This is a genomic window from Rhizobium cerradonense, from assembly GCF_030182455.1.
GTDB lineage: Bacteria > Pseudomonadota > Alphaproteobacteria > Rhizobiales > Rhizobiaceae > Rhizobium.
Genome location: NZ_JAQJCK010000007.1, coordinates 1 through 23704 on the forward strand (window position 1 = coordinate 1; position 23704 = coordinate 23704).

Below are 23704 nucleotides of genomic sequence, written 5' to 3' on the forward strand. Positions count from 1 at the left end.
AGCTTGACTTTGTACATTATGCGGCGAAGCAAATCGCCTGCGCCATACGGACAAGTCGCCCTGGCGGTATTTTATGCATTTCCAGGTTTGACGGTGAGTGTCGATAAAGATCGTCGCTCCACAAAACGAGACGCACAGCGCCAATCGCATCTGTGAATGTCAGATCGGTTTTCCTGTACCATGCCGCCGCGTAAGGGCGCGTGGTTTGGCTGAGAACATCTCCCGCCCACAGCGTCACGAGACTATAGAGGGCCAAAAGTGAAGGTGTCGTGCGGATGATGGCGTTGCCATTCCACTGGCGCTGGGTCTCCACACCAAGATGGGCGCGTGTTTCGGCGAACGTCACTTCGATCTGCCAGCGCCGAACGAAATAGGCGATGATCTGGGTCGGCTCGAGCTCGGTATTGGTGCTCATAAACGCCTGCGGTTCGCGGCGGCCGGTCGGGTCTCGAACCAGGACCCAGCGAATTGGCCTTGGCGGGGTTCCCCGCCGATACCACAAGCCAGTGCCTGTCGTGATATCAAGGTGTTTATCGGTTTGTCTGCCATACCAAGTTGACGCGATGACGCGTTGCCAGACGGTCTTGGGATTGTTGAGGACCGCCTTGAGCTTGGGCAAGGGCATGCCTTTTTGTGCGGGCCGACCGAGCGTGTGTTCGTGTCGCGGATCTGGCGGGGTGAACAGACTGGCATCGAGACGCAGGCGTGTGATGAGGGTGGCCCTGTCTGGCAGCGCTGCAGCCAATGTGTGGACAGCAAAACTGCTGTCGCCAACAAAAATGAGATCGCGTCCAGGCAGCCAGCGGCAAAGCTGCATCACGCCCTGTCTTGCCCAATCCGTCAGCAGTTTGTGTCTTCGTCCCCTCTTTTTGTCGTAGCGCTCTGAGGGGCATAAAAGCGTTAAGACTGGTAGGGCCTTGATGCATTTGGCCCATGGGACCGGGGCAAGAACCATGAAGCTCAACCAGCGCAAGCCGCTGGCTTTGACGAAGTGACCGTGACTGGAGCGCACTGGATCGCGATAAATGCCACGCGCGGCAATCTTTGGTCCCCATCGGCGTTCGATGGTGTCATCCATACCGATGACAATGGGACCATCGGGTACGAGGCTGGCGACAACGACCGATAACAGCCGCGAAGCCAACGTACGCGGGTTCCAACGCGCGCGATTAAGGAGCTGATGGTAGAGGGAAAAATTGCCAGCCTCGGCGCGGCCGGTGATCCGCAAACAGGACGTCACTGTTCGTTTGCCTGGAGACAGGATCGCACCCATCACCAGGACCAGGAGATGCTCCCAGCTGGGTGCCGTGAACCAGGGACGAAACGACGACAGCCACTGGCGAAGGATTTGCGGAACAGGATCACCCGACCCGACGCAGTTCTCATTATGATCGGTCATCCACCGGTTCGAATCCGGTCACGCGAAACAGGCAAGTCAGAGAGACTGCGGCGAATTGATTCACCCCGCTCAAATTGCCTCAAAATGAGAGTGCCGCGCGCGCCACGCTGCCAGTACGCGGAAGATCAGCGCCGCCGCAACAAACCCGAAATTCCAAAGAGATTTTGTACAAAGTCAAGCTGTATCAATCGTCGTGCCTGCCGGCGCGACTGTGACGCCCGCCTGCAGAAGCACTTTGTCGCCGTCTTCGGTTTCGGCAATGATACCGTCCGAATAGACGGTTACTTCCTTGATCGTGCCGGTGACCGTGCCGTCGGCACTCATGATCTCCTTGCCGATATAGTCCGACGCATTCGAAATCCATTGATTCTGCAGCACTGTTTCCAAGTGCGAGTTCGTCTGGATCTGCTGTTCGACCTGGGAGAAGCTGGCGAGCTGCGAAATTTGCTCGCTGGCATCCATCGGGTCGGTCGGATCCTGTGTCTTCATCTGCGCGATGAGGAGCTGCAGGAAGTCATTGTAGTTCACCGTAGCGCTTGCCGAGGCTGTCGCCGCGTTACTCGAACTGCTGCTGGTCGAAGACGTGGTGCTGGTGACTGCATCTACCGCCACGGCGCGATCTCCCGGCGAATATGCTCGATCGTCGCGGCCGGCATTTCCTGGTTGTGAAGAATGTTGTCTTCGACCGGGTAAAGCCCGCGGATCGCCTTGAGCGCGTCGAAGGCACGGCCGGTGGCCACGAGCCCATCGATCCGCTTCAGCTCGGCCAGCACTTCCTCATTGCGGAAGCAGGAGAGCAGCATCACGATCGACTTGCGGAACATCGCCGTCGATTGTTCCTTGCCTTCCGGATTGATGAGGATCATCTGCGCGATGAAATAGAGCTGGCGCAGCGGTGTCGTCGCATCTTCCGGCTGGAGAACGTGGTTCTCGAGCAGGAAGGTCACATCATTCAGGAATTCCAGGGCGACCTTGCGGTCAACACGCAGCACGGCCCCGTTGATAAAAATTCTTTCCCCGGCTTTAAGCGATATGCGAAGCGTACTTTTCATTTAAGTCCATCCCTGATGATGGTGGTGACATCGATGATGCCTTGATAATTTTCCGACTGGCGCCTACGGATCCGGTCGCATTCCTTCAAAATCCAGATTGCGATGGAGATAAGATTGGCGCGCAGTTCGACGTTAAGCTGGTTCTCCGGACTTTTTAGATCCTCGATAAAGCTGATCCAGACACGTCTTGTGTAGAACAGTGCCTCGATCGCTTCGCGGCCGTACTTCCCCTTGTCACGGGCCGCAGAGAGAAGAGCTACCGACCGGTCCAGAACTTGACGTTCTCGCTCCTTGGCGTCGGCCACTGCATCCTGCATGACTTCCGCATATGAGAACTGATACATTCATGCATCCTTCTTGGTCATTACATGCCTTTGATCATCAAAGGTAATTTACAAGGCTCAGCTGCTGTATCTTGGAGACGATAGTATATGCCGTCTCAAGCTGAGTTTCGAGGCTGTTGACCTTGGTCGAAGCCTCATAAGGGTCGACTCCGGTAAGGTCGCCGATATTAGTGTTAATGATATCCTTCTGTGCGTTCAGCGATGTGTTCGCATCTGAGAGACGCGATTGCGACAGACCGAGCTGGCTCGACTGGTCGTTGATTCCATCGATCGCCTGACGCGTATAGCTGGTTGCCTGGTCGTTGACCGCATTCAACGCGTCCTGGTTCAAGCCCAAACTCGAATCCATCAACGAGTTGACGACGGTGGTTGCGAGCGCCAGGTAGCGCATGCCGGGTTCATTGGCGTTGGTCGAGGAATCGATCACTTCCGAGTTGCTGATGCGGCTCGACATGTTCTGATCCGAAGCGGCCGACCAGCTTGCCCAATTGTCCGGCGCAGAAGCAGAGTCCGACGTGAACATCGGCTCGACCTCAGTGGTGATGAAATCCGTCATCTGGTCGCCGGTCAGATCTTCGACGGTCGTGCCGTTGTCGCTGGCATATTGCGCCAGCGCCGTCTGGATAGAGGTCGTCGCATCGGCGGTGTAGTCGGTCATCGGCTGCACGTCGGTATTGGTGCCGGCGAAGAGATACTCGCCGTTGACCATGGTATTGGCATCGGAAATGAAGCTCGAAAGCGTCGCACTCGCCGTCTGCTGCGTCAGCGATACGCTGCTTCCATCGGTGTTGCCACGCAGCGCCACCAACTGATCCATCAGCTTCTGAGACTGAGACGACATGTCGCTCAGAGCCGTCTGTGACGACGACATGCGCTGATCGGCGATCGAGTTGCTGCTGAGCAGGGAATCGATGCGTGTGACTTCCCGCGTGAGATTGACGCTAAGTGCAGTATTGCTCCCTAGCGCGACGCCGATATCCGCATAGACGCCGGTCGTCGCTTCGGTCGAAGCATCCGTCATCTCATTTTGCGACTGACGGATCGTCTGACGCATAGCGTTCTGAATGGCTGCGCTTGAAATGAAGGAAAGTTTCATGGCTTAGCTCGCAATATCCAGTACCGATTGAAGCATCTCGTTCACGGCGTTCAATATCTTCGTTCCCGCCTTGTAGGATTGCTCGATGTCCATCATCAGCGTCAGCTCTTCGTCGAGATTGACCCCGGTCTCGTTCGAATAGACTTCCGATGAACGCGACAGCGCCGCGGAGGTATTTTCCGCCGCCGTATTTGCCGAGCTGCGCTGGTCTTCCAGCCAGCCGATGGAATCGGACGCATAATCCATGATGCTGGCCGTCGTGTCGGAGCCTGCCTCGGGATCGAAGTCCATCTTCGTGTCCATGCCGGTGACGTAGGAGTCGAGCAGATCGGAATAGCCGCTGTCGCCGCTGGAATTGACGACATAGTCGGAACCGTTGATGCCGCCATCGCGCAGAAGGGTCGGATCGCCGCCTTCTGAGGTGATCAGCGCCGGATTGACCGCGATCGTACCGGCCATGCCGGCGACAGCGGTGGTATCGGTCTCCACGGTACCGCCGCTCCAAGTGAAAAGGCCTGGCAACGCATCCTGAGTGGAGTCGGACTGGTTCTTCTCCGAAAACATCGACACGAGGCCGCGTGCGATTTCGTCGAGCTGCTTCTGATAGGTCGGAGCAACGTCGTCACGAACTTGGAGCGCCGCCTGAAGGCTGCCCTGCGCCGTCGTGTCCGCGCCCTCACCGGGATCGACCGCTACGCCGTCGATGTAAACACTGTTGCCGACGGTGCCATCCGTATAGGAGTTCGTCGCCGTGAAGGTGACCTGACGCGGTATCGTCTCAAACAGCGTCGTACCGCCGCTGGTATAGAGCGCCATGTCGCCGTTCGATCGTGTTACCGTGGTGACACCGACGATCTGGGAAATCTGTTTCAGGACCGCATCGCGCTGGTCCGTCGCATCCGACAGCGCAGAAGACGTGGGACCGGCGGTCGCAGTCGCGGTCTTGACCGCATCGTTCGCCTGCTCGAACTGCGCCAGCAGGCTGTTCAGCGAGTCGACATCCGAGCTGATTTCCTTGTCGGCATCGGTACGAATTCCGTTGACGGCCGTGGTGGCGTTGTTCAGGGAGTTTGCGAGATCCTGGGCAGCGTTGACGGCCGATTGCGCGGCGGTGGTGCTGGCCGGCGAACCGGCATAGGTCTGCATTGCCGTTTGCAGGGCGGCAAGATAGGTAGACGGCGCGATCTCGTTGTCGTTGCCGCCGATCGTTCCGGACTGGATATCCTCATAACCCTTCAGCAGGCGCTGCTGAGCAGCATCGTCAGACGTGCTGCCCAGGAAAGCCTTTTGCAAGGATGGCTCGTCGGCGCGGGCGATCTTTACGACCTGCGCGCCACTCATGTCCGTCGTCAACATCGCCTGGCGGCGGGTGTAATCCGCGTTGCCGGCATTGGCGATATTGTTCGATACGACACTGCTCTGCGTGCCGGTATTGTTGAATATCGCTTGCGCGTTATTGAGTGCTGTTGTGAGGGACATGGCTGGCTCGCTACCCTATCGTACTTATTAACGTTGCAGGTTGACCAGAACGTCCAGAAGGTCGGAACCGGCTTGGAACACCTTGGAGTTCGCGGTGTAGCTTTTCTGCGCCTCGATCATGTTCGTCAGTTCGGTCGCAAGGTCGACGTTGGATTCTTCCAGCGCGCCGGACTGAATGTAGCCAAAGCCGCCGGTCTGCGGGAAACCGGTCACCGTAACGCCGGACTCACCGTTGGCCGAATAGACGTTGCCGCTCTCGAGCGTCAGATTGTCGGGGCTTGCCACCGTGGCGAGCGGGATACGATAGAGGGCCTTGGTGGAGCTGTCCTTATAGACTGCGTTGACCGTGCCGTCCTTGCTGATCGTGACGCTCGTCACCGGGTTCGGAGCCTGGCCGTTCATGCTACCCGTCGCGTTGAAGTCAGTGGCGACCTGGGTGAAGCCCGTCATATCCATCGCGATGGTTTGCGTCGTCGATCCGCTGGTGAAGCTGAGATCGAACGTTCCGCCTGACGTCAAAGCGCCGGTATCGTCAAAATCAAGCTCCGTGCTGCCAACCGGATCGCTGCTATAAAGAGCACCGCCCGACGTCGGATCAGAAACCAGGTCTGCTTGATTGTAGACCGTGACATCCCACGTGTTGTCGGCGGTCTTGGTATAGTAGACGTCGAAGGTGGTAGCGTTGCCTTGGCTGTCATAACCGGTGATCGAAACCTTGTTCGTGTCGTCGGTTACCGGATACGTATTTTCGGACGGCAGATAGCCGGTGGTGCTGCTGGTCGCGATGTCGGCATTGGAATCGAGGTTGCCTTCCATCTCGCCAGTCGTCGTGGCGACGGCGGTCACGCCATTCTCGCTGACATTGATCGGCTCCAGGCCGCTGAAGCCGTTGACGACCACAGAAGCCGTTCCGGAGGAGCTGTAGGGATAGCCCATCAGCGTAAAGCCGGCGGAATTGACGAGGTTGCCCGAGGAGTCCGCCGAAAAGTCGCCGGAGCGGCTCAGAAATGTCTGTCCGGACGAGCTCTGGACGACGAAGAAGCCGTTGCCTTGGATTGCGAGGTCTGTGCTCGAGGTCGTGTAGGATATGTTGCCCTGCTGCGAGATCGCGCGGTGCACCGACGTCTGGACGCCGCCGGAACTGTAGCTGCCGGCCGAGGAAGGCAGGACGAGGGAGGAAAAGCTCGTCGATGCTTCTTTGTAGCCGGTGGTGCTGGAGTTGGCGATGTTGTCAGAAACAGTACCCAAACGGTTTGCCTGGGCGTTCATCCCTGAAACCGCGGTTTTCATGCTGCCGAAAATGCTCATCTGGAATCCTCGTTTTCCTCGTAAGGCTGAGAGTATGGGGCGGGCCTTGCGTGAAGCTGTCTGAAAAGAGGAAAAGCCGGTCATCATGAAGCAGCTTTTCGGAGATTGCTGCGACGCGTCATTAGGAGCGCTCGACGGTCGCAGTAAAGGTAAGAGTTGGCGCACCTTCGCATTCGAACACCGCGATCGATGTTCGGGGCCCGCGTATAATCCTGGGAATTTGAAAGAAATTTTGGGAGGGAATTACACGCGGGCCAGCGTTGCTACGCCAAGTCCCGGTCGAAGCATCAATTCCAATCGATGCAGTAGCCAAGGAAGCGCTTGGAATCGACGGGATCGAAACCGAGCTTCTTGCGCAACTTCTTGCGCAGCTTGGAAATATGGCTTTCGACGACGTTCTCTTCGACTTCCTCGTCGAAGATGCCGTAGATCGCGTTGAAGATCTGCGTCTTGGTCACGCGGCGGCCACGGTTGGAAATCAAATATTCCAGAATGCGACGTTCGCGCCGCGGCAGGGCGAAGACATCGCCGTTAATCTCCGGGTCACGGCCGTCGGCGAAGACGCGAATCGGGCCGATGTCGGTGTAGCTGGTGATCGCCTTCAGCCTCCGGCGGATCGCAGCCGCACGGGCCAGGATTTCGCGCGGATGCACCGGCTTACGGACAACGTCATCGACGCCGCAGTCGAAGAGCGCCAGCGTCGATTCCAACGAGGGCTGATCGCTGACGGCGATGACGGGAGCTACCGACCGGTCGCGAATTGCCCGCGGCAATTCGTGCACATGCTGTCCCTGTCCGATCAGAAACGCCTCGACGGCGGCAATATCGCCGTCCGCAGCGGTCGTGACCCATTCGCCGAATTCCCGGGGATCGAACCCCGTTGACGGGATGCCCTCGCGCCCAAAGAGAGAAGTATAACCATCCTTAACGAGCTCTCGCTCATCAACCACTACGATCATTCGTCCGCCTCCGAATCAGTGTGGTGTTTCGATGGACTATGGGTACGAATCGGGCGAATCACGAACAACTGTCGGAAATGAGTGACGGGAATTAATAATTGATTAAGAATTGGGGGCCGATTTGCACTAGATGTAGTGGGTACCCTTGGTTTTACACCGATAAAAAATTGGTTAGTTAGTATATTACGAATATACGTAGTTCATGGCATCTTCGTGTTGTCAACCATGCCAAATAGGTTAGCGACCGCCTACGAAGAGCCAAATACAACTTTTGGTTAACTCAGTTCTGACAGAAGGTCGCCGCGTTCGGCGTCCATTTTCCATATCCGGTGGCGACCAGATTGGCGATGACGCGGCAAACATAGACCTTTTGGGCGGGGTCGTTGTTCGGGCCGGCATGGTATCTAGCTACCGCCATCGTCCAGGTCTCATGCCTGTCATGGAGGTCGCGGAGGAACTTGGCAGCGTATTCGACATTGCGATGCGGGTCGAACATATCGGCAACGGAGGCGAAGTTTTCGCCGTGAAAATACTGGTTGATCTGCATGCAGCCGATGTCGATCAGCTTCGCTCCGCTCTGTTTGGCCGCAACGAAGGTCTGCAAGGCGGCGCCTTCCGAAGGCGGGAAGATCGGCTTGCCTTCGACATTGAGGGCGTAGGGATACAGCGAGCCTTTGCGTCCGGTCTCCGTCAAACCGACCGAATAGAGGATGCCTTCCGGTATGCCGAATTTCGCCGCTGCCGACTGGATTTCGCGCTCGCACAGGCCGGCTGCGCCGTTATCGGGCGGCGCGCCGTTCGCGGTGGCAAGGGCGTCAGAGGTAAACGTCGCCAGAGCGTAAACGCTGAGCACTGCCAGCAGTGCCGTCTTCCAAGCCGCGTTCGCCCGTGCTGCGATTACCATCATTGCCATTTGCCTGCTGCCCCGAATAGCTCTGCCCCTTTGGTCGTGCGTCCCCACCCTGCCCCTGATTCAATAGGGATTGCTGGGACTGTCCCTGGGAGCCGGATTGCCTGCCGCTATCCGATTGTTGATCCGCGTTCGAGGCCAGGGTCACGGTGATATTGTCGACCTGATATCCTTGGGCGCGCAACGCATCGACCATGTGACTCTGATCGGCATGGAGCTGCCGATAGGCCTCGCTGGTCTGCACCTTGAGATCGACACTCAATTGATCGCCGGAAAGCCGCATGGTCGCGGTGACTTGGCCGAGATCGTTGGGATGCAGTTGGATCTTGAGCGTATTGACGACCTTGCCGGTGCTCGTCCAGCTCGCCGCGTTGGAGAGCGCCGAACTAGGCTGCATCGCACTCGACCATTCTCCATCTCCAGCGAGAGCGCCGGTGACGAGCGTCGCGTTGGAATTGGCCGCAAGACCGAGGTAGCGACGGGAATCGAGCACCGTAACGGTCTCCGCATTGCTGCTGCCCGATGATGCCTTTACGTCGACCTGCGCCGCATCGTCGCTGCCGGTTTTGCTGATCGACATGTCGAGCGAGCCGCCGCGTCCATCGGCACGCACCAGCCTGAACGTCTGCGCCGTGATCGTGGCGTCGCTGCTTGTCCCAGAAACTGCCGATCCGGTATCCGTGGCATCCGCCGACGCATCTTTCAGCGTCACATCGGCAATTTTCGGCAAAGGCTGATCCGGCTCCGTCTGCGTCTTTGTGTCGGCGCCGGCAAACACATTCGTTGCGCTCTGCGGCGCAGCCGCAACCGCGTTGGCCGCCTGCGGCACGTTCAAAAGCGATAGCGCATCCGACGCTGCGCCGCTGGTCTGGGTGGTTTGCGTCGCCGAAGACTTACTGTCGTCATCCGCTGACGTCGTCTTACCCGTCTTCCCCGGCGCTTGCGTCTTGCCGTCGCCATTGCCAGCGCCTTGTACCGGCTGATTGCCCGCGATCGCGTCCGCCAGTTGCTGCGCGATGTCGTCGAGCTGATCCGAGGTCTGCGCCTGAGCCTGATCTAGAACCTGGGCCGCATCCGTCTTGCCGGCCGGATCAGTCGCCTGAGCCTGATCGGCAGATGCGCCATCTACCTGGGCCGACTTCTGAAGATCCATCAACGATTTTGAAAGATTTGCCGCGTCCGCTCCTTGCGGGAACTTGGCACCGCCGGGCTGCTTGGAGCCTTTGGCAAGCTCAGCGAGGGCGGCAATATTGGCGACGGACGGATCGATCATGCCGGCTCCGGCGTTGCTGCCATCATCCATGGCCGCAGCGGTCGCCGTCGGATCGCCAGCCGAAGTTTTCGCCGGATCCGCATTCACATTTGCGTCGGTATCGATATCGGTACCGGTCGCCGCATCGGTGGTGTCCGTATCGTCGTTCGCGGCCGTGTCAGATTTTCGCCCGTTGCCGCGCGAACTGGTCAGTGCATCCAGAAACCCTTTGCCGTCACCATCATCCTGCTTGGCCGAACGCCCGCCTTTGGCAACAGCAACCAGATCGGCCCCGGGCGGGGCACTGGCAATACCGATATCCATCATGATCAATGACTTTCCTGCTTCAACAGGCCGTCGATGGCGTCAAGCTTCGAGCGGCTCGTCGTGACGAATGCTTTAAATGAAGAGTCGGCCTCCTGCCTTCCTTCATCCGGGGCGTGAGCCGCCTTTGCCGGGGCTCCCTCCTCAACACCCGCCGTGCCAGGGGACTGGGCCCCAGGTTGGTTCGTCACAGCAGCATCGTGTTCAGTACTTTCTTGATTAGGCAGATTAGGCGGTGAGACTTGCGTCAGGCTTGTCGGCTCCGGCTCACGCAGAATTTCGTCCGCCACCGCCTTGGCGGCATCGCGCAGAGCGCGATCCTGCGCGTTCAATTCGCCGGCTGGCATCTGGTCTATGTTGCGCACTGCCGCCCCTAAATCGGGTGTCGACACGCCGGCAACACCGCCATAGAAGCCCGCCAGCGCGCCGAACGCATCGCCGCCATCGTTGGAGATCGCCTGGGCGCGACCGGACGCGAGCGCGGCGAGATCGGCTTTACCGGCGATCGCGGCGCGGCGCGCCATTCGCAGATAGATTTCCCGCTGCCTCGGCGGGTCCATGAACGCGAGGATATCGATAATATCCTGCTGCTTGACGTCGGTGTTGTGATCGACGACGAGCTGCACAAAGAGGTTGGCGAACTGGCTGGCATAGGGCGAGTGCAGGAAGCGCCTCGTATACCGCTGCGCATAATCCAGACCCTCCCGCACCATCCCAGTGTCCGCGCACAGCGCAAGGGAGCGGCGTAGCGCCGATTCCTCGACGATGGTGCCCGGCGACGTCAGGCGCGCCCAGTCATAAAACTTCAGCGCCGCCTTCGGGTTCTTGGCGGACATGACGTTGGCAGCTACGAGCGAAAGATAGGGACCAATCTTCTTGTCGCGATATTCCCGGGCAATATCGGCAAGCGTGTTGACCACCAGCAGCCCCTTGCCGTTCAGATATTTCCTCAAGACGTCGGCGACGCGATTGTCAAAATTGCCGTTGAGGTCGCGCGACATCAGATATTCCAGCGTCGCGGGATTGCCGCCGCTCATCGCGTAGATCAGCGCGGCATCGACATTGCGGCTGTCGTCGAAAGCGGACTTATCGGCGGTACGCAGGCGCTCGTCAATGGTCGACAGCATGAAACGCTGCATCTCGCCGGCCGAACTATCGCCTGCCACCACGGAGTCCTGAATGAATTCGAGCGAACGCAGCATCTTGTAGGGCGGCAGGCTGTCCGGACCCTCCGCACCAGCGATCCCCGGCATGACCATGCCGAGGGTCAGAGCAAGCGCGACGCGATGACGATGCTGAATGCGCGCCATGGACTATCCCTGTTTGCCTTGGCTCGGCTTGCCCTGGCCCTGTTTACCCTGATTTTGCTTGCCTTGGCTCGGCTTGACCGGAACCGGCTTGACCGGATCCTGATTGCTGCCGTCGGTCTGGTTCTTGGCGGCCTGGCTTGAAGCGCCCTGGATCAGGATCTCGATGCGGCGGTTGGCGTCGTTGAAGGGATCGTCAGGCAGCTTCAGCCGGCGGTCGGCAAAGCCCGAAACCTGCGCGATCCGCTTCTCGTCCAGCCCGCCGTTGACGAGCATGTAGTAGGCGCTCTGGGCGCGGTCGAGCGACAGGCGCCAATTGTCGTTGTGGCCATCGACCATATAGGGACGCCCGTCGGTATGGCCGCGGATCAGGATAGACCCTTTCCGATCCCCAAGGATCTTGCCGATCTTTGCCATCGCCAGCACCATCTCCTGGCGCGGAACGGCCGAGCCGATGTTGAACATCGGGTCATTGGTCTGGTCGGAAATCGTCACGAGAAGACCACCCTCTGCCGGCATGACCTGAAGACCCTCGGCGAGCTGACCGGCAACGCCGCCGATCTGCTTCTGGATCGCCTCCTGCAGGTCCTTGGCGTCCTGCTGCTGATCTTTCGTCGGCGCGACGTCCTTGTTCTGCGCCGCCGCAGAATTGTCTTCAGATGTCGAAGCATCGCTTTGCTCGGCGGCAGCGGCGCTTGCGGTCTGCTGGTTCGGCGTCTGCTTTGCAGCCTGCTTGTTTTGCTGGTCCTTAGTCTGCTGATCCGTCGACGCCTGCGGATCGCTCAGGGTCGGCTGGTCCTCCGGATTCTCCGGCTGGGTGGCCGGCTGACCGGTATCGGCGGCGGTTGCCTTGGAAAGGGCAATGACTTCGCCCTTCGGCGATTTGTCGGATTTTGCGTCCTGTTCTTCGTTCGCCTTCTTCGAGGCGCTGGAGACTTGAACCTGCTTGGTCCAGAAATCCGGATCGAAGGGATCGCGATAGGCCTGGCCACCATCCGCACCGGTGGCGGGACCCGACTGGGCAGCGCCCCCCTCACCCTTGGCGCTGACATTGGCCTGCTGACCGACCTGCTGAGCGATCTCGGCAAGGACCGAATAGGGATTTTCAAAGAAATCCGCTTCGGAATAATTCGTCTGGTCACCCGACGTCGAGGTCTGGTCCTCGCCGGTCTTGGCGGACTTGCCGTCGTTCGGATTGTCTTCCTTGTTCTTCGACTTCGCCTGGTTCTTTTGCCCGTCCGCCTTGTCGACGGGTTTCTTCAGCCCCTTCTCGGTTGGCTTTTCGTCGGCGAGCTTGATCGGATTGAAATAGGAGGCGACGGAGGCCTTCGTCTCCTCGTTTGCGGCGTTCACCAGCCACATCACCAGAAAGAAGGCCATCATCGCCGTCATGAAGTCGGCATAAGCAATCTTCCATGCGCCGCCATGGCCGCCCTCATGGTCACCGCCGCCGTGCCGCTTGACGATGATGATCTCGTGTTTGCCCTGATTTTGATCGCCGTCGCTCATTTCAGAATCTCTTTCAGGCTAGCGGCCCAGGCAGACATGCGGGTTACGAGCACGCTCTCCCCGATCGTTACGGTGAGATCGACATCGCGAGCCTCGACGTGGCGCAACAAGACGCCGTTTTGGCCGATACTGGCATGCAGGGCCTCGAAGAGATGACGGGGGCCACTGACCGTAATGGGACCTGCCGCGCCATCGAGAATGGCTGCCGTCACCCGTTCGGCGAGATCGGCGACGGCCCTGGCCGTCAGCGCTTCCGTCATGATCGGCGCAAGTGCGACGGCAGCTTCCGCGCTGATCGCCTGTCCGAGCATCGTGGCGACTTTTTTCAATCCGTTGACGATCTTCTCCGCCGCGCGCTCCTCATATCGGGCACGCAAGGCATCCATCTCGCCTCGGTGTGTTTCGGCGATAGTCTCCAGCTCGGCCTGATGCTTTTGCGTCAATTCCTGCGTTGCGGCTTCGTGCCCCTCTGCATAGGCTTCGCGGCGTTCCGCCTCGATATCGATCGGCACCACCACCGGAGTTTCTGGAAAGTCCAAAGTCTCTTCGAACGGCATATCCGGTATGCCGGCGGACGGAGGCGGAGGCGGCTCGGCGCTGAAATCCTTGAGGTAGCGGGATAGCGTCGGGCTCATGCTGACATCCTCCCGTTTTCATCCGCAGAAGACCGCGAGCTGATTTCCCGACAGGTCCCTTGAATTCCCATGCTCAAAACGTCGATCATCACGCTTCCGGTTTCCGTCCTGCGACCACGCTTTCCGGGCGTGACGCCGAACGTCACCGGAAATAGCGCAGCCATGCCATTGCGATGGACCGTAGGGGGTCAAACTTGTGCGAGGATGAATGCGGCAGGAGCAACCCTCCTTGCCGCACGACATGAAATTCACTTTGCCTGCAACAGGATCAACACCTTGCTCGCCATGGTGTTGGCGATGGACAGCGCCTGAATGCCCATCTGCTGCGCCGTCTGCAGCGCGCTTTGGCGCGCCGATGCCTCTTCCATGTTGGTATCGACAAGGTTACCGACGCTGGTCTTGACGGCATCGCTGAGGTTGGAAATGTAATCAGTCTGATCGTCGATACGCGATTTCATCACGCCCAGCGTCGAATCGGCTGAAGTAACCGACTTCAGGATCGAGTTCGTCACATTGATCATGTCAGTGATTTCATCGTCCGTCGTGCTGTCGGAAATGGAAATTTCGGTGCCGTCGTCCGGCGGCGTACCGGAATCCGCAGCCAGGAGATAATAGTTACGCTCCGTCGACGTTCCACTGCTGTCGAACGTGCTGGCATCGATATTCTTCGTCAGCAGTCCGCGGCTGGCATCGGCCGTGTCGATCATCAGGGTCTGCGAACTATCGTAATCGATCGTCACCAGATTGACTTGACCGCTCGTGCCACGCGTAAAATTGCTGATGACGGATTGCTCGGTATCGGGCTGCGCATCGGTGTTGTAGAGCCAGTTCTCACCGGAAAAGGACGCGGATTGCGTGACCGACTGCAGTTGGTTCTTGAGCTGCTCAATATCCGCATTGACCGCGCTCTTGTCGGTGCCTGGCTCCTTGGCCGAAACCAGTTTGGCCTGGATCTGGGTCACGAGATCGACGACCGAATCCATGGCGGTGGAGGCGGTATCGACCTTCGAGGCCCCGAGGCCGAGCGCGTCGGTAATGGTGGAAAGACTGCTCTGGTCCGACTGCATCGTCTTCGACATCGACCAATAGGTCGGATCGTCACCCGCGTTCTCGACGCGCAGGCCGGATGAAACCTGTTGTTGCACGACACCAAGATCTTTGTTGACGCCGCGCAATACCGTCAGCGCGGCCAAAGAGGCGGGGTTCGTCGTTACACTGCTCATCGGGAGATCCGTAATTCTATTGGAAACGGCAGGCCGGACGGGTCCGGCAGCAACGAACGGCCTCATGCCCGCCAGCGGGAATGATCCCAACGCGGCTCGTCGCTAGATCAAGCCCTCAAATCGGTTCCGACGAAATTGATCGAACACCGGGGCTCTGCGCAGATACTGCAAATCAGTTACCCCGGAACGTTAACAAAAGCTTATGCGCGGCGGCAAGAAAGAAATGCCGCCGCGCTTTCCTAACGTAAGCTCCGGTCAAGGCTCACTTGAAGAGCGCCAGAACGTTCTGCGCGCTGTTGTTGGCGATCTGCAGCGACTGGATCGCCAATTGTTGCTGCGTCTGAAGCGCCGAGAGCTTGCTCGATTCCTCTTCCATATTCGCATCGACCAGCTTGCCGACGCCGGAGTCGATCGTGTCGCTCAGCGTTGAAACGAAGCTTGTCTGAAGGTCGATGCGGGTCGACAGCGAGCCGAGCTGCGAAGCGGTGCTCGTCATCGCGTTGAGAGCCGACTGCACTAGGTTCATCGCCTGGCCGATGCCGCCGCTCGTCATGCCGGTAATGTCGAGACTGAAGACGGAATAGGCGGTGCCGTTGATATTCTGCGTGGTGCCAAGGATACCGGAGCTCGTGTCGATCGTACCATCGGCATTGGCGCCGAACATCACGTTGCCCTGCGATCCCGTATCGAAGCTATAGCTGGTGCTGTTGACCTCGACCGTGCCGTCATTGTTGCGGACAAAGGAGGACACGACCGATGCGGAGGCGCCGTTGGCTCCGATCATCCAGTTCTGCCCAGAGAACGAAGCGGACTGCGCAATGCTCTCAAGCTGCTGCTGAAGCTGCGAAACTTCTTCCTGAACATCCGCCTTGTCGACGCTGTTTTCCGTGGCCGCGACAAGCTTGTCCTTGATCTGCTCGACGACATTGATGGAATTGTCCATTGCCGTATAGGCGGTGTCGACCTTGGCGGCACCGAGGCCCAGAGCGTCGGAGACGGCCGAAAGCGCGCTGTTGTCGGAACGCATGGTGGTCGCGATCGACCAATAGGCGGCGTTGTCGGAGGCCTTGGCGACACGATAGCCGGAAGAGACCCGGTTTTGGGTGTCTTCCAAATTATTGTTGATCGAGCGCAAAGTCTGGAGAGCAGACATTGCTGCATCGTTGGTCAAAATGCTGGTCATGGAGAGGTGCCCCTTGTGGCTGAAATTGGAAGGGACATTCCGGTCTTCGGCCGGGAACGGCAATCAGCGTCATGCCTGTTAACTGGCTCTTAAGAGACGTTAACCAACCGTTGCGTTAGCCGCAGATGACACTACCAGGCTTAATAAAAGGTTAACAACAAAACCGGAAAGTTAACAAAATCATATTTCCTGCAGGAGGCCATCGGCGCGTCAGGTCAGCTTCGCGCCACCTTGGGCGGCATAAGATTGTCATGATCGGGCGACTGTCCGGCCGGAAACGGCGTGGTTACAACGTCGGTATATCAGCCCATGCGGGGTCGACATGTTAAGTTTACAAGACGGCGGATCACCGTGGGATGGACCGCGGCAACGGACAAGCCTCGACCCCGACGACTGGCAAAGCCTGCGCAAGCAGGGTCACCAGATGCTGGACGATATGCTCGACCATTTGGAAAGGCTCTCCGAAAAGCCCGTCTGGCAACCAGCACCGTCGCCTGCGCGCGCCCTGTTTGACGCGCCTCTACCGGTCGAACCGACGGATCTGGCGGATGTCCATGCCATGTTCCGCGACAATGTTCTTCCCTATGGCAGCGGCAATATCCATTCAGGATTTATGGGCTGGGTGCAGGGCGGCGGAACAGTCGCCGGCATGTTGGCGGAGATGCTGGCCGGCGGTCTGAACGCCAATCTCGGCGGGCGCGACCACATGCCGATCGAGGTCGAGCGTCAGATCATCCGGTGGACACGGCAAATATTCTCATTTCCGGATACCGCTGGCGGCCTGTTCCTGACCGGCGCCTCGCAGGCCAATTTTGTCGCCCTCCTGCTCGCGCGCAGTAGAAAGCTCGGTGCAAATGCCCGCGCTGAGGGTCTATCGAACGAGCCGCGGCTCGTGGGCTACGCATCGAGCGAAGTGCATGGTTGCGTGCCGCGCGCATTCGAGATGTCGGGTGTCGGCAGCGATCAGCTCCGGCGAATCCCGGTCAACGCGGCCGGGCAGATCGATATTGCGGCCCTCGAACGTGCCATCATGCGCGACAAGGAGGCGGGACACACGCCGTTCCTCATCATCGGAAGCGCAGGGACGGTAAATACCGGAGCGATCGACGACCTCATCACTTTGCGCGGTATCGCCGACGCCCACGACCTGCATTTTCACGTCGACGGTGCGTTGGGGGCGCTGGGTATCCTTTGCGATGATCTGGCGCATTTGTTCGCCGGCATCGAAACCTGCGATTCGCTGGCCTTCGATTTCCACAAATGGGGCCAGGTGCCATACGATGCAGGCTTCCTCCTCGTGCGCGACAGCACATGGCAGCGCCAGACGTTTGCTTCGGAAGCCGCCTATCTCAGCCGTGCCGCCTCGGGTCTGGCCGGCGGTGACTGGTGGCCTTGCGACTACGGCCCGGACCTGTCACGCGGCTTCCGCGCGCTCAAAACCTGGTTCACCCTCAAGACCTATGGCGTCAAGGCTTTGGGGGATTCGATGGCTGCCAACTGTGTCCTGGCACGCGGTCTCGCACGCCGGATCGAACAGGAACCCGCCTTGCGGCTCTTGGCGCCGGTTGCGCTCAATATCGTTTGCTTTGCCTATGTCGGCCCCGACGGTGACGCGCCGCCGCAAGTCAATGCCCGGATCATCGAACATCTCCACGCCGAGGGGCGCGTCGCCCCGTCCCTCACCCACATTAACGGACAACCGGCAATCCGCGCCGCGATCGTGAACCATCGCACGCGGCAGATGGATATCGACGCGCTGATTGACGGCGTTCTGAAACTCGGTTCTCGACAGGATTTGCTCCAATGCTGATGACATCCGGCCTCGTGGCCGCTCGCGCTTCTGACGAAATCGGAGGCGCCAGGCGAATCCTGGGCATGCAGAGGATCGTGTCGCTCATCTATGCCGGCGCCGACGTGACGCCGCTTTGGAACGAGCTGATGCAGCGGATCGGAGCCAATGGCAAAGACGCGGCGGCGATGTTCGACCTGGGGACGATCCTGCAGACGCTTGGCCGCTCCGAAGAGGCTCATCAGGTCCTGCGGGGCGCGGTGGAGCTCAGCCGCAACTTTTGCGTCGTCCACGGGGATGGACAAGGGCCCCGGCTGTTGGCCTTCGTGACGCCGGGCAACTTCATGGCGAACACGCCGCTGGATTTTCTGCTGGCGGATAGCAACTGTGTTCTTTGGCTGCATTACGTGGACGCGGAAACGACCGCGCTCACGGATTTGCCGGACCACGACGTTGCGTTCATGGCGATCGGCGAATCGACCGAAAACGCCCCCGTGCTTGAACGGATGCGGACGCTGCTGGCCGATTTTGACGGCCCGATCATGAACGACGATCCGGAACTGATCAGCCGGCTGACGCGCGATGGCGTCAGCGGCATGCTGGCCAATGAGCCCTCCATTCTGTCGCCGAGCACGTACCGCGTTCCACGCGAGGACCTTGTCGCAGTCGGTGCGGGCACAAAAGCCCTGGACGAATGCGCGCCGGGCCTCTCATTTCCGCTCGTCGTTCGTCCGATCAGTACCCATGCCGGCAATGGAATGGAACGTATCGCCGATATTTCGGGACTGTCCGCATGGCTGGCCACGCAGTCGGCTCCCGAGCTCTACGTCGCGCCTTTCATCGATTTCCGCGGGCCGGACGGGCTCTACAACAAGCAGCGCATCGTATTTATCGAAGGCAAGGCCTTCGCCAGCCATATGGCGCTTTCCGAGCATTGGATCGTGCATTATCTCAGCGCCGGCATGGCGGAAAGCCCGGCGAAGCGGGCTGTCGAACAGGCTTGGATGGAGAATTTCGATATGGATTTCGCGGTCCGCCACAAGGAGAGTTTCGAAGCTCTCTATCGTCACATAGGGCTTGATTATTTCGGTATCGATTGCGCCGAACTTCCCGACGGACGTCTGCTGGTTTTCGAGCTCGACGTGGCGATGGTCGTCCACAACATGGATAGCGCCACCATCTATCCCTACAAGCAGGTTGCCATGCGCAAGTTGTTTGATGGCTTCATCGATGCTGTGCGCCACCGGAAGACCGGTGGAATCTGAAAGATCGCGACGCGCTTTAAGTAGATACCACCCTGAAAACAAAACCGCGCCTCTTGGAAAGGCGCGGTGAATTTGTTGTTTCGGAATTTGAGCCGGCGCGCCAGGCGCCGGTTCTTCCTATTAACGGAACAGCGACAGGATGTTCTGCGACGAGGAGTTGGCAATCGAGAGCGACTGGACGGCCAGCTGCTGCTGCGTCTGCAGAGCAGAGAGCTTGCTCGATTCTTCTTCCATGTCGGCGTCGACCAGCTTGCCAACGCCCGATTCGATCGAGTCGGACAGCGACGAAGCGAAGGTCGTCTGCAGGTCGATGCGGGTCGAGATCGAGCCGAGACGCGAACCCATGCTGGTCATGGAGTTCAGAGCGGTCTGAACCATGTTGAGGGCGGTGGAGATCTGGCCGCCGGTCATGCCGGTGATGTCGAGGCTGAATACCGAAGCGCCAACCGTGGAGTCCTGGGTACCAAGGATACCCGCAGACGTGTCGATCGAGCCGTTAGCCTGCGTGCCGAACAGAACGTTGCCCGTTGCGCCGGTGTTGAAGGCGTAGGACGTCGTGCTGACCGAAACGGTGCCGTTGGTGCCGCGGATGAAGGACGAAACGACCGAGGCGGAATCGTTGTTTGCAGCCATGACCCAGTTTTCGCCGTTGAACGAAGCGGACTGAGCGACGCTCTCGAGCTGCTGCTGGAGCTGGCCGATTTCTTCCTGGACCTGGCCCTTGTCAACCGAGCCTTCCATGGCGGTTACAAGCTTGGACTTGATCTGGCTGACGATGTCGAGGGCGCTGGTGACTGCGGTGGTAGCCGTGTCGACCTTGGCGGCACCGAGGCCGAGGGCGTCGGAGACGGCGCCGATAGCGCTGTCGTCAGACTTCATCGTGGTGGCGATCGACCAATAGGCGGCGTTATCGGAAGCCTTGGAGATGCGCAGGCCCGAGGAAACGGCATTCTGCGTGGACTGCAAGTCGCTGTTGATGCCGCGCAGTGTCTGCAGTGCGCCCATTGCAGCGTTGTTGGTAAGGATGCTCGTCATAATATTTGCCCCTTTGGCAGCGGTTAAATAAGGGACATTCCGGACCTAAAAACCGGTAACGGCACTCAGCATCATGCCTGTTAACCCATTCGGTTAAGGTTAACTCGCCGTTTCAATGGTGTTAGAAAACAGCAATATGGTTAAGAAAACCTGAACCGACCCCGGTCTAAAAATATAAAAAAAACCGCGCCTTAGACAGGCGCGGTTAACTTGGTGTTTAGAAATTTCGGCTGGCGTCGAGCGCCAGTCCTTCTTCTTAACGGAACAGCGACAGGATCGACTGCGTGGAGGAGTTGGCGATCGAGAGCGACTGGATAGCCAGTTGCTGCTGCGTCTGCAGAGCAGAGAGCTTGCTCGATTCCTGTTCCATGTCGGCGTCGACCAGCTTGCCAACGCCCGATTCGATCGAGTCGGACAGCGACGAAGCGAAGGTCGTCTGCAGGTCGATACGGCTGGAGATCGAGCCGAGCTTCGAACCCATGCTGGTCATGGAGTTCAGAGCGGTCTGAACCATGTTGAGGGCGCTGGAGATCTGGCCGGAGGTCATGTTGGTGATGTCCAGGCTGAAGACCGAAGCGCCAACCGTGGAGTCCTGGGTACCAAGGATACCCGAAGACGTGTCGATCGAGCCGTTATTCGCGCCGAACAGAACGTTGCCCGTTGCGCCGGTGTTGAAGGCGTAGGACGTCGTGCTGACCGAAACGGTGCCGTTGGTGCCGCGGATGAAGGACGAAACAACCGAAGCGGAGTCGCCGTTTGCAGCCATGACCCAGTTTTCGCCGTTGAACGAAGCGGACTGAGCGACGCTCTGGAGCTGTTCCTGAAGCTGGCCGATTTCTTCCTGGACCTGGCCCTTGTCAACCGAACCTTCCATGGCGGTGACGAGCTTGTCCTTGATCTGGCCGACGATGTCGAGGGTGCTGGTGACTGCGGTGGATGCCGTGTCGACCTTGGCGGCACCGAGGCCGAGCGCGTCGGAGACGGCGCCGATAGCGCTGTCGTCGGACTTCATCGTGGTGGCGATCGACCAATAGGCGGCGTTATCGGAAGCCTTGGAGATGCGCAGGCCGGAAGAAACAGCGTCCTGCGTGCTCTGCAGGTTGTTGCTGATGCCGCGCAGAGTCTGCAGAGCGGCCATAGCGGAATTGTTGGTTACGATGCTGGTCATAAGTGTGTCCCCTGGAAACTGAATACGAAAAGGAGGACATACCGGACTTCAAATACCGGCGATGACGGAGCGGCTTCATGCTCCTCGGTCCCATTTCCTAGAGGACCAAACCCGTCATGTCGCAGGTAAACTCGCATGCATTGCTTGCGAATTCCTTAAACGCGGAACCCGCAAAAGCATCCGACAACAACGTAGCTAACGATGCGTAAAGGGGTTCAACCATTGCTTCGGTTTCAGGCAAGCTACGCGCGCGATTATCCCCCGAATCCATGATGACGGACTCCGGCCTTTGCCGGAGACCGTCCAAAGTTCGCTCGGAGTTCTCGCTCGTGAATACGAAAAACGCCTATGGGACAGCGTCCAGCTTTTATCAAAAGGGACAATATACGCGCGCGCTCGAAACACTGAACGGGCTGCTCAATGTCGATACATCGCCGAAGACCTATGCCCTGCTGGCAAAGACGCTGCTCAAACTCGGCTTCAGAGCGGACGCGGCGAGATCCTATGAACTGGCGGGCCGGCAGAAGCCTTATCGCGAAGACTATCTGCGGGAAGCCCTGCTGCTGCACTTTGCCTGCGGCAACGAAGATGCAACGCTTTCGATCGGTAGCCTGATTCTCAATCGGGCGCTCAAGGATCCGGATCTTGCCTTTTCCCTTTCCAGCATCTTTCTGAGCCGTCAGCAAAGGGACCTGCTGGCCGGCTTCAGGACCGTGCTCGTGGAAGGGCCGGAGCTCAAACATCGGCTGATGGCGTCAAAACTGTTGACCGATGACCTTTACGACGACGGCAACAGGCACATCGTCGCAACCCTGTTCAAGAAGCATCCAGACAACATCATCTTTCGCACGCTCCATTTGATCTTCGCCCGCGAACTGTCCGATCTTGCGACAGTGGACAAACATATGGCGCCGATCCTGGCGGCGACGGCTGCCGGAAACCTCGACTATATCAGGCCGGACAATCCCTTCTTCCATCTGCACTGGTGCGGTGACGAAGCGATCAACAAGTTCGCAGTGCACGACACGGTACCGCTGCCGGCCGGGCACGCAGAGGCGCGCCGAAAGGCGCCGCATACATGGGGCGACAAGATTCGCATCGGCTATCTCTCATCGGACTTCTGGCCGGGCCATGCGACAATGAAGCTCATGCAGCGGACGTTGGAACTGCACGACAAGGATCGATTCGAGATTGTCCTCTTCGACCATTCCAAGCCGTCATCTCAGCAAGAGGAAGAATTCGATTATTCGAAATTGGGTACCATGGTCGATGTCCGCAGCCTCTCCGATCAGGCGGCGGCAGAGGCGATCCGTGCCCATCAGATCGACATCCTGGTTGATCTGAAAGGACATACCAAGGATAGCCGCGTCCGCATCCTCAACCACAAGGCTGCGCCGATTCAGACGGCATGGCTCGGCTTTCCGGGCTCCGCCGTCAACATCGACCTCGACTACATTATCGGCGATCCCTACGTTCTGCCGGATTATTCCAAGCCGCATTTCCACGAGAAGTTCTGCCGCCTGCCCGAATGCTATCAGCCGAACGATCCGATATATCGCCCGAAGCCGCGGCCGACGACCCGTGCGCAGCATGGCCTGCCGGAGGATGCTTTCGTCTTCGCCTCGTTCAACGGCAACCGCAAGATCACCTCGCACATGATCGATATCTGGTGCAACATACTGAAGCGCACCAAGAACAGCGTGCTCTGGCTGCTTTGCAACCCGCGCGCCGAGGCCAACCTGTGGACGCGCCTGGAGGCGCGCGGCATCAGCCGCAAGCGCATCATCTTCACCACGCGTATCCGCTATGAGGATCACATCGACCGCCAGCAATTGGCCGATCTCGGTCTCGATACCTTCCCGGTGAATGGCCACACGACGACCTCGGAACAGCTCTGGGGCGGTTTGCCGGTGTTGACGATGAAGGGCACGAACTTCGCCTCGCGCGTCAGCGAAAGCCTGCTCAACGCCATCGGCGTACCGGAGCTGGTGGCGGCCGATGTCAAAGCCTATGAAGATATGGCCGTCGAGCTCGCCAGGCAGCCGGAGCGCATTGCCGCGCTCAAGGAGACATTGGCGGCCAATCGCTACATCAAGCCGCTCTTCGATGCCGAACGCCTTACCCGTTACGTGGAAACCGCCTACGAAATGATGGTCGCACGCGCCAAGCAGGGCCTTGATCCGGATCATATGGACGTGCCGGCACTGCCGGCGCGAGCCGAACCGTTCCTGGTCGAAAGTCAGGATGCTGCAGCGATCGCCGCAGAATAAGGACCTCTCTTCATCGGAAGCTCCGCTCCCGATGACGGTCCCACCGGCGGCAGGCGATTGGAGCATTCCGCTCAGGTGACATCACCTGCAAGCGGATAAGATGCTCTAGATTCAAAAGACTACAGCGACCTTTGTGCGCTCATATGAACGCACGGCGCTCTATCCCTTTGCTTTTACGCATTCCGGACGGAAAGCCG

General features: G+C 59.0%; 20 protein-coding genes. 3 read left to right on the top strand and 17 right to left on the bottom strand.

The features are described from left to right. Nucleotides 1-16 precede the first annotated feature (16 nt). The 15 genes from PH547_RS16735 to PH547_RS16805 form a co-directional block, all read right to left on the bottom strand. The gene (locus PH547_RS16735; protein WP_184806404.1) at nt 17-1399 is read right to left on the bottom strand and encodes an IS701 family transposase; all 1383 of its coding nucleotides are present in this window, start codon (nt 1397-1399) and stop codon (nt 17-19) included. Between the two features lie 174 nt (nt 1400-1573). After that, entirely contained in the window at nt 1574-2011 is a 438-nt protein-coding gene (gene flgD, locus PH547_RS16740; RefSeq protein ID WP_285168915.1) for a flagellar hook assembly protein FlgD, read from the bottom strand. Continuing rightward, nucleotides 2002-2451 (bottom strand): flagellar biosynthesis repressor FlbT, encoded by a 450-nt coding sequence (gene flbT, locus PH547_RS16745; RefSeq protein WP_104822020.1) that lies wholly within the window; start codon nt 2449-2451, stop codon nt 2002-2004. Before flbT ends, flgD begins: the two co-directional genes overlap by 10 nt. Beyond that, entirely contained in the window at nt 2448-2795 is a 348-nt protein-coding gene (flaF, locus tag PH547_RS16750) for a flagellar biosynthesis regulator FlaF (RefSeq protein WP_104822019.1), read from the bottom strand. Before flaF ends, flbT begins: the two co-directional genes overlap by 4 nt. 37 nt (nt 2796-2832) lie before the next feature. Then, complete coding sequence (locus PH547_RS16755) at nt 2833-3891, bottom strand: flagellar hook-associated family protein (protein WP_104822018.1); 1059 nt, start codon at nt 3889-3891, stop codon at nt 2833-2835. 3 nt (nt 3892-3894) lie between these two features. Beyond that, on the bottom strand, nt 3895-5370 hold the full coding sequence (flgK, locus tag PH547_RS16760; protein WP_285168916.1) for a flagellar hook-associated protein FlgK: 1476 nt from the start codon (nt 5368-5370) through the stop codon (nt 3895-3897). A gap of 27 nt (nt 5371-5397) precedes the next feature. After that, nucleotides 5398-6678: a flagellar hook protein FlgE gene (locus tag PH547_RS16765; RefSeq protein WP_104822016.1), complete on the bottom strand. Its 1281-nt coding sequence runs from the start codon at nt 6676-6678 to the stop codon at nt 5398-5400. Between the two features lie 287 nt (nt 6679-6965). Further along, nucleotides 6966-7637: a transcriptional activator Rem gene (rem, locus tag PH547_RS16770; protein ID WP_104822015.1), complete on the bottom strand. Its 672-nt coding sequence runs from the start codon at nt 7635-7637 to the stop codon at nt 6966-6968. Between the two features lie 280 nt (nt 7638-7917). Then, nucleotides 7918-8544 (bottom strand): transglycosylase SLT domain-containing protein, encoded by a 627-nt coding sequence (locus PH547_RS16775; RefSeq protein ID WP_245463924.1) that lies wholly within the window; start codon nt 8542-8544, stop codon nt 7918-7920. Next, a complete protein-coding gene (fliK, locus tag PH547_RS16780; RefSeq protein ID WP_285168917.1) occupies nt 8453-10126 on the bottom strand; it encodes a flagellar hook-length control protein FliK in 1674 nt (557 codons plus the stop codon). Before fliK ends, PH547_RS16775 begins: the two co-directional genes overlap by 92 nt. A gap of 2 nt (nt 10127-10128) precedes the next feature. Beyond that, on the bottom strand, nt 10129-11433 hold the full coding sequence (motC, locus tag PH547_RS16785) for a chemotaxis protein MotC (protein ID WP_285168918.1): 1305 nt from the start codon (nt 11431-11433) through the stop codon (nt 10129-10131). A gap of 3 nt (nt 11434-11436) precedes the next feature. Next, complete coding sequence (locus PH547_RS16790; protein ID WP_285168919.1) at nt 11437-12939, bottom strand: MotB family protein; 1503 nt, start codon at nt 12937-12939, stop codon at nt 11437-11439. Beyond that, nucleotides 12936-13574, bottom strand: coding sequence for a hypothetical protein (locus PH547_RS16795; RefSeq protein ID WP_104822011.1), 639 nt, complete (start codon nt 13572-13574; stop codon nt 12936-12938). Before PH547_RS16795 ends, PH547_RS16790 begins: the two co-directional genes overlap by 4 nt. Nucleotides 13575-13822: 248 nt before the next feature. After that, nucleotides 13823-14797 carry a flagellin N-terminal helical domain-containing protein gene (locus tag PH547_RS16800; protein WP_104822010.1) on the bottom strand — a complete coding sequence of 325 codons (975 nt, stop codon included), beginning with the start codon at nt 14795-14797 and terminating at the stop codon, nt 13823-13825. A 262-nt stretch (nt 14798-15059) separates the two neighbouring features. Beyond that, nucleotides 15060-15980, bottom strand: coding sequence for a flagellin N-terminal helical domain-containing protein (locus PH547_RS16805; protein WP_104822009.1), 921 nt, complete (start codon nt 15978-15980; stop codon nt 15060-15062). Nucleotides 15981-16302: 322 nt separating this feature from the next. Between PH547_RS16805 and PH547_RS16810 the strand changes: the two genes are divergently transcribed. Both PH547_RS16810 and PH547_RS16815 read left to right on the top strand, forming a co-directional pair. After that, nucleotides 16303-17790 carry a pyridoxal phosphate-dependent decarboxylase family protein gene (locus PH547_RS16810; RefSeq protein WP_104822008.1) on the top strand — a complete coding sequence of 496 codons (1488 nt, stop codon included), beginning with the start codon at nt 16303-16305 and terminating at the stop codon, nt 17788-17790. Next, nucleotides 17784-19034 carry an ATP-grasp domain-containing protein gene (locus PH547_RS16815; protein ID WP_285168920.1) on the top strand — a complete coding sequence of 417 codons (1251 nt, stop codon included), beginning with the start codon at nt 17784-17786 and terminating at the stop codon, nt 19032-19034. Before PH547_RS16810 ends, PH547_RS16815 begins: the two co-directional genes overlap by 7 nt. A 120-nt stretch (nt 19035-19154) precedes the next feature. On the opposite strand, the gene PH547_RS16820 is transcribed toward PH547_RS16815, so the two are convergent. After that, the gene (locus tag PH547_RS16820) at nt 19155-20069 is read right to left on the bottom strand and encodes a flagellin N-terminal helical domain-containing protein (RefSeq protein ID WP_104822006.1); all 915 of its coding nucleotides are present in this window, start codon (nt 20067-20069) and stop codon (nt 19155-19157) included. 256 nt (nt 20070-20325) lie between these two features. After that, nucleotides 20326-21237, bottom strand: coding sequence for a flagellin N-terminal helical domain-containing protein (locus PH547_RS16825; RefSeq protein ID WP_104822005.1), 912 nt, complete (start codon nt 21235-21237; stop codon nt 20326-20328). Nucleotides 21238-21566: 329 nt separating this feature from the next. On the opposite strand from PH547_RS16825, the gene PH547_RS16830 reads away from it, so the two are divergent. Continuing rightward, nucleotides 21567-23507: an O-linked N-acetylglucosamine transferase, SPINDLY family protein gene (locus tag PH547_RS16830; RefSeq protein ID WP_285168921.1), complete on the top strand. Its 1941-nt coding sequence runs from the start codon at nt 21567-21569 to the stop codon at nt 23505-23507. Nucleotides 23508-23704 lie beyond the last annotated feature (197 nt).

What these genes read in the sequence shown, in the direction of transcription:
- PH547_RS16735 (WP_184806404.1), bottom strand. Translation starts at nt 1,399, where the DNA reads ATGACCGATCATAATGAGAACTGCGTCGGGTCGGGTGATCCTGTTCCG.
- flgK (WP_285168916.1), bottom strand. Translation starts at nt 5,370, where the DNA reads ATGTCCCTCACAACAGCACTCAATAACGCGCAAGCGATATTCAACAAT.
- PH547_RS16765 (WP_104822016.1), bottom strand. Translation starts at nt 6,678, where the DNA reads ATGAGCATTTTCGGCAGCATGAAAACCGCGGTTTCAGGGATGAACGCC.
- PH547_RS16800 (WP_104822010.1), bottom strand. Translation starts at nt 14,797, where the DNA reads ATGAGCAGTGTAACGACGAACCCCGCCTCTTTGGCCGCGCTGACGGTA.
- flaF (WP_104822019.1), bottom strand. Translation starts at nt 2,795, where the DNA reads ATGTATCAGTTCTCATATGCGGAAGTCATGCAGGATGCAGTGGCCGAC.
- PH547_RS16810 (WP_104822008.1), top strand. Translation starts at nt 16,303, where the DNA reads ATGTTAAGTTTACAAGACGGCGGATCACCGTGGGATGGACCGCGGCAA.
- PH547_RS16805 (WP_104822009.1), bottom strand. Translation starts at nt 15,980, where the DNA reads ATGACCAGCATTTTGACCAACGATGCAGCAATGTCTGCTCTCCAGACT.
- motC (WP_285168918.1), bottom strand. Translation starts at nt 11,433, where the DNA reads ATGGCGCGCATTCAGCATCGTCATCGCGTCGCGCTTGCTCTGACCCTC.
- PH547_RS16775 (WP_245463924.1), bottom strand. Translation starts at nt 8,544, where the DNA reads ATGATGGTAATCGCAGCACGGGCGAACGCGGCTTGGAAGACGGCACTG.
- PH547_RS16795 (WP_104822011.1), bottom strand. Translation starts at nt 13,574, where the DNA reads ATGAGCCCGACGCTATCCCGCTACCTCAAGGATTTCAGCGCCGAGCCG.
- rem (WP_104822015.1), bottom strand. Translation starts at nt 7,637, where the DNA reads ATGATCGTAGTGGTTGATGAGCGAGAGCTCGTTAAGGATGGTTATACT.
- fliK (WP_285168917.1), bottom strand. Translation starts at nt 10,126, where the DNA reads ATGATGGATATCGGTATTGCCAGTGCCCCGCCCGGGGCCGATCTGGTT.
- PH547_RS16820 (WP_104822006.1), bottom strand. Translation starts at nt 20,069, where the DNA reads ATGACGAGCATCCTTACCAACAACGCTGCAATGGGCGCACTGCAGACA.
- flbT (WP_104822020.1), bottom strand. Translation starts at nt 2,451, where the DNA reads ATGAAAAGTACGCTTCGCATATCGCTTAAAGCCGGGGAAAGAATTTTT.
- PH547_RS16825 (WP_104822005.1), bottom strand. Translation starts at nt 21,237, where the DNA reads ATGACCAGCATCGTAACCAACAATTCCGCTATGGCCGCTCTGCAGACT.
- PH547_RS16815 (WP_285168920.1), top strand. Translation starts at nt 17,784, where the DNA reads ATGCTGATGACATCCGGCCTCGTGGCCGCTCGCGCTTCTGACGAAATC.
- PH547_RS16755 (WP_104822018.1), bottom strand. Translation starts at nt 3,891, where the DNA reads ATGAAACTTTCCTTCATTTCAAGCGCAGCCATTCAGAACGCTATGCGT.
- PH547_RS16790 (WP_285168919.1), bottom strand. Translation starts at nt 12,939, where the DNA reads ATGAGCGACGGCGATCAAAATCAGGGCAAACACGAGATCATCATCGTC.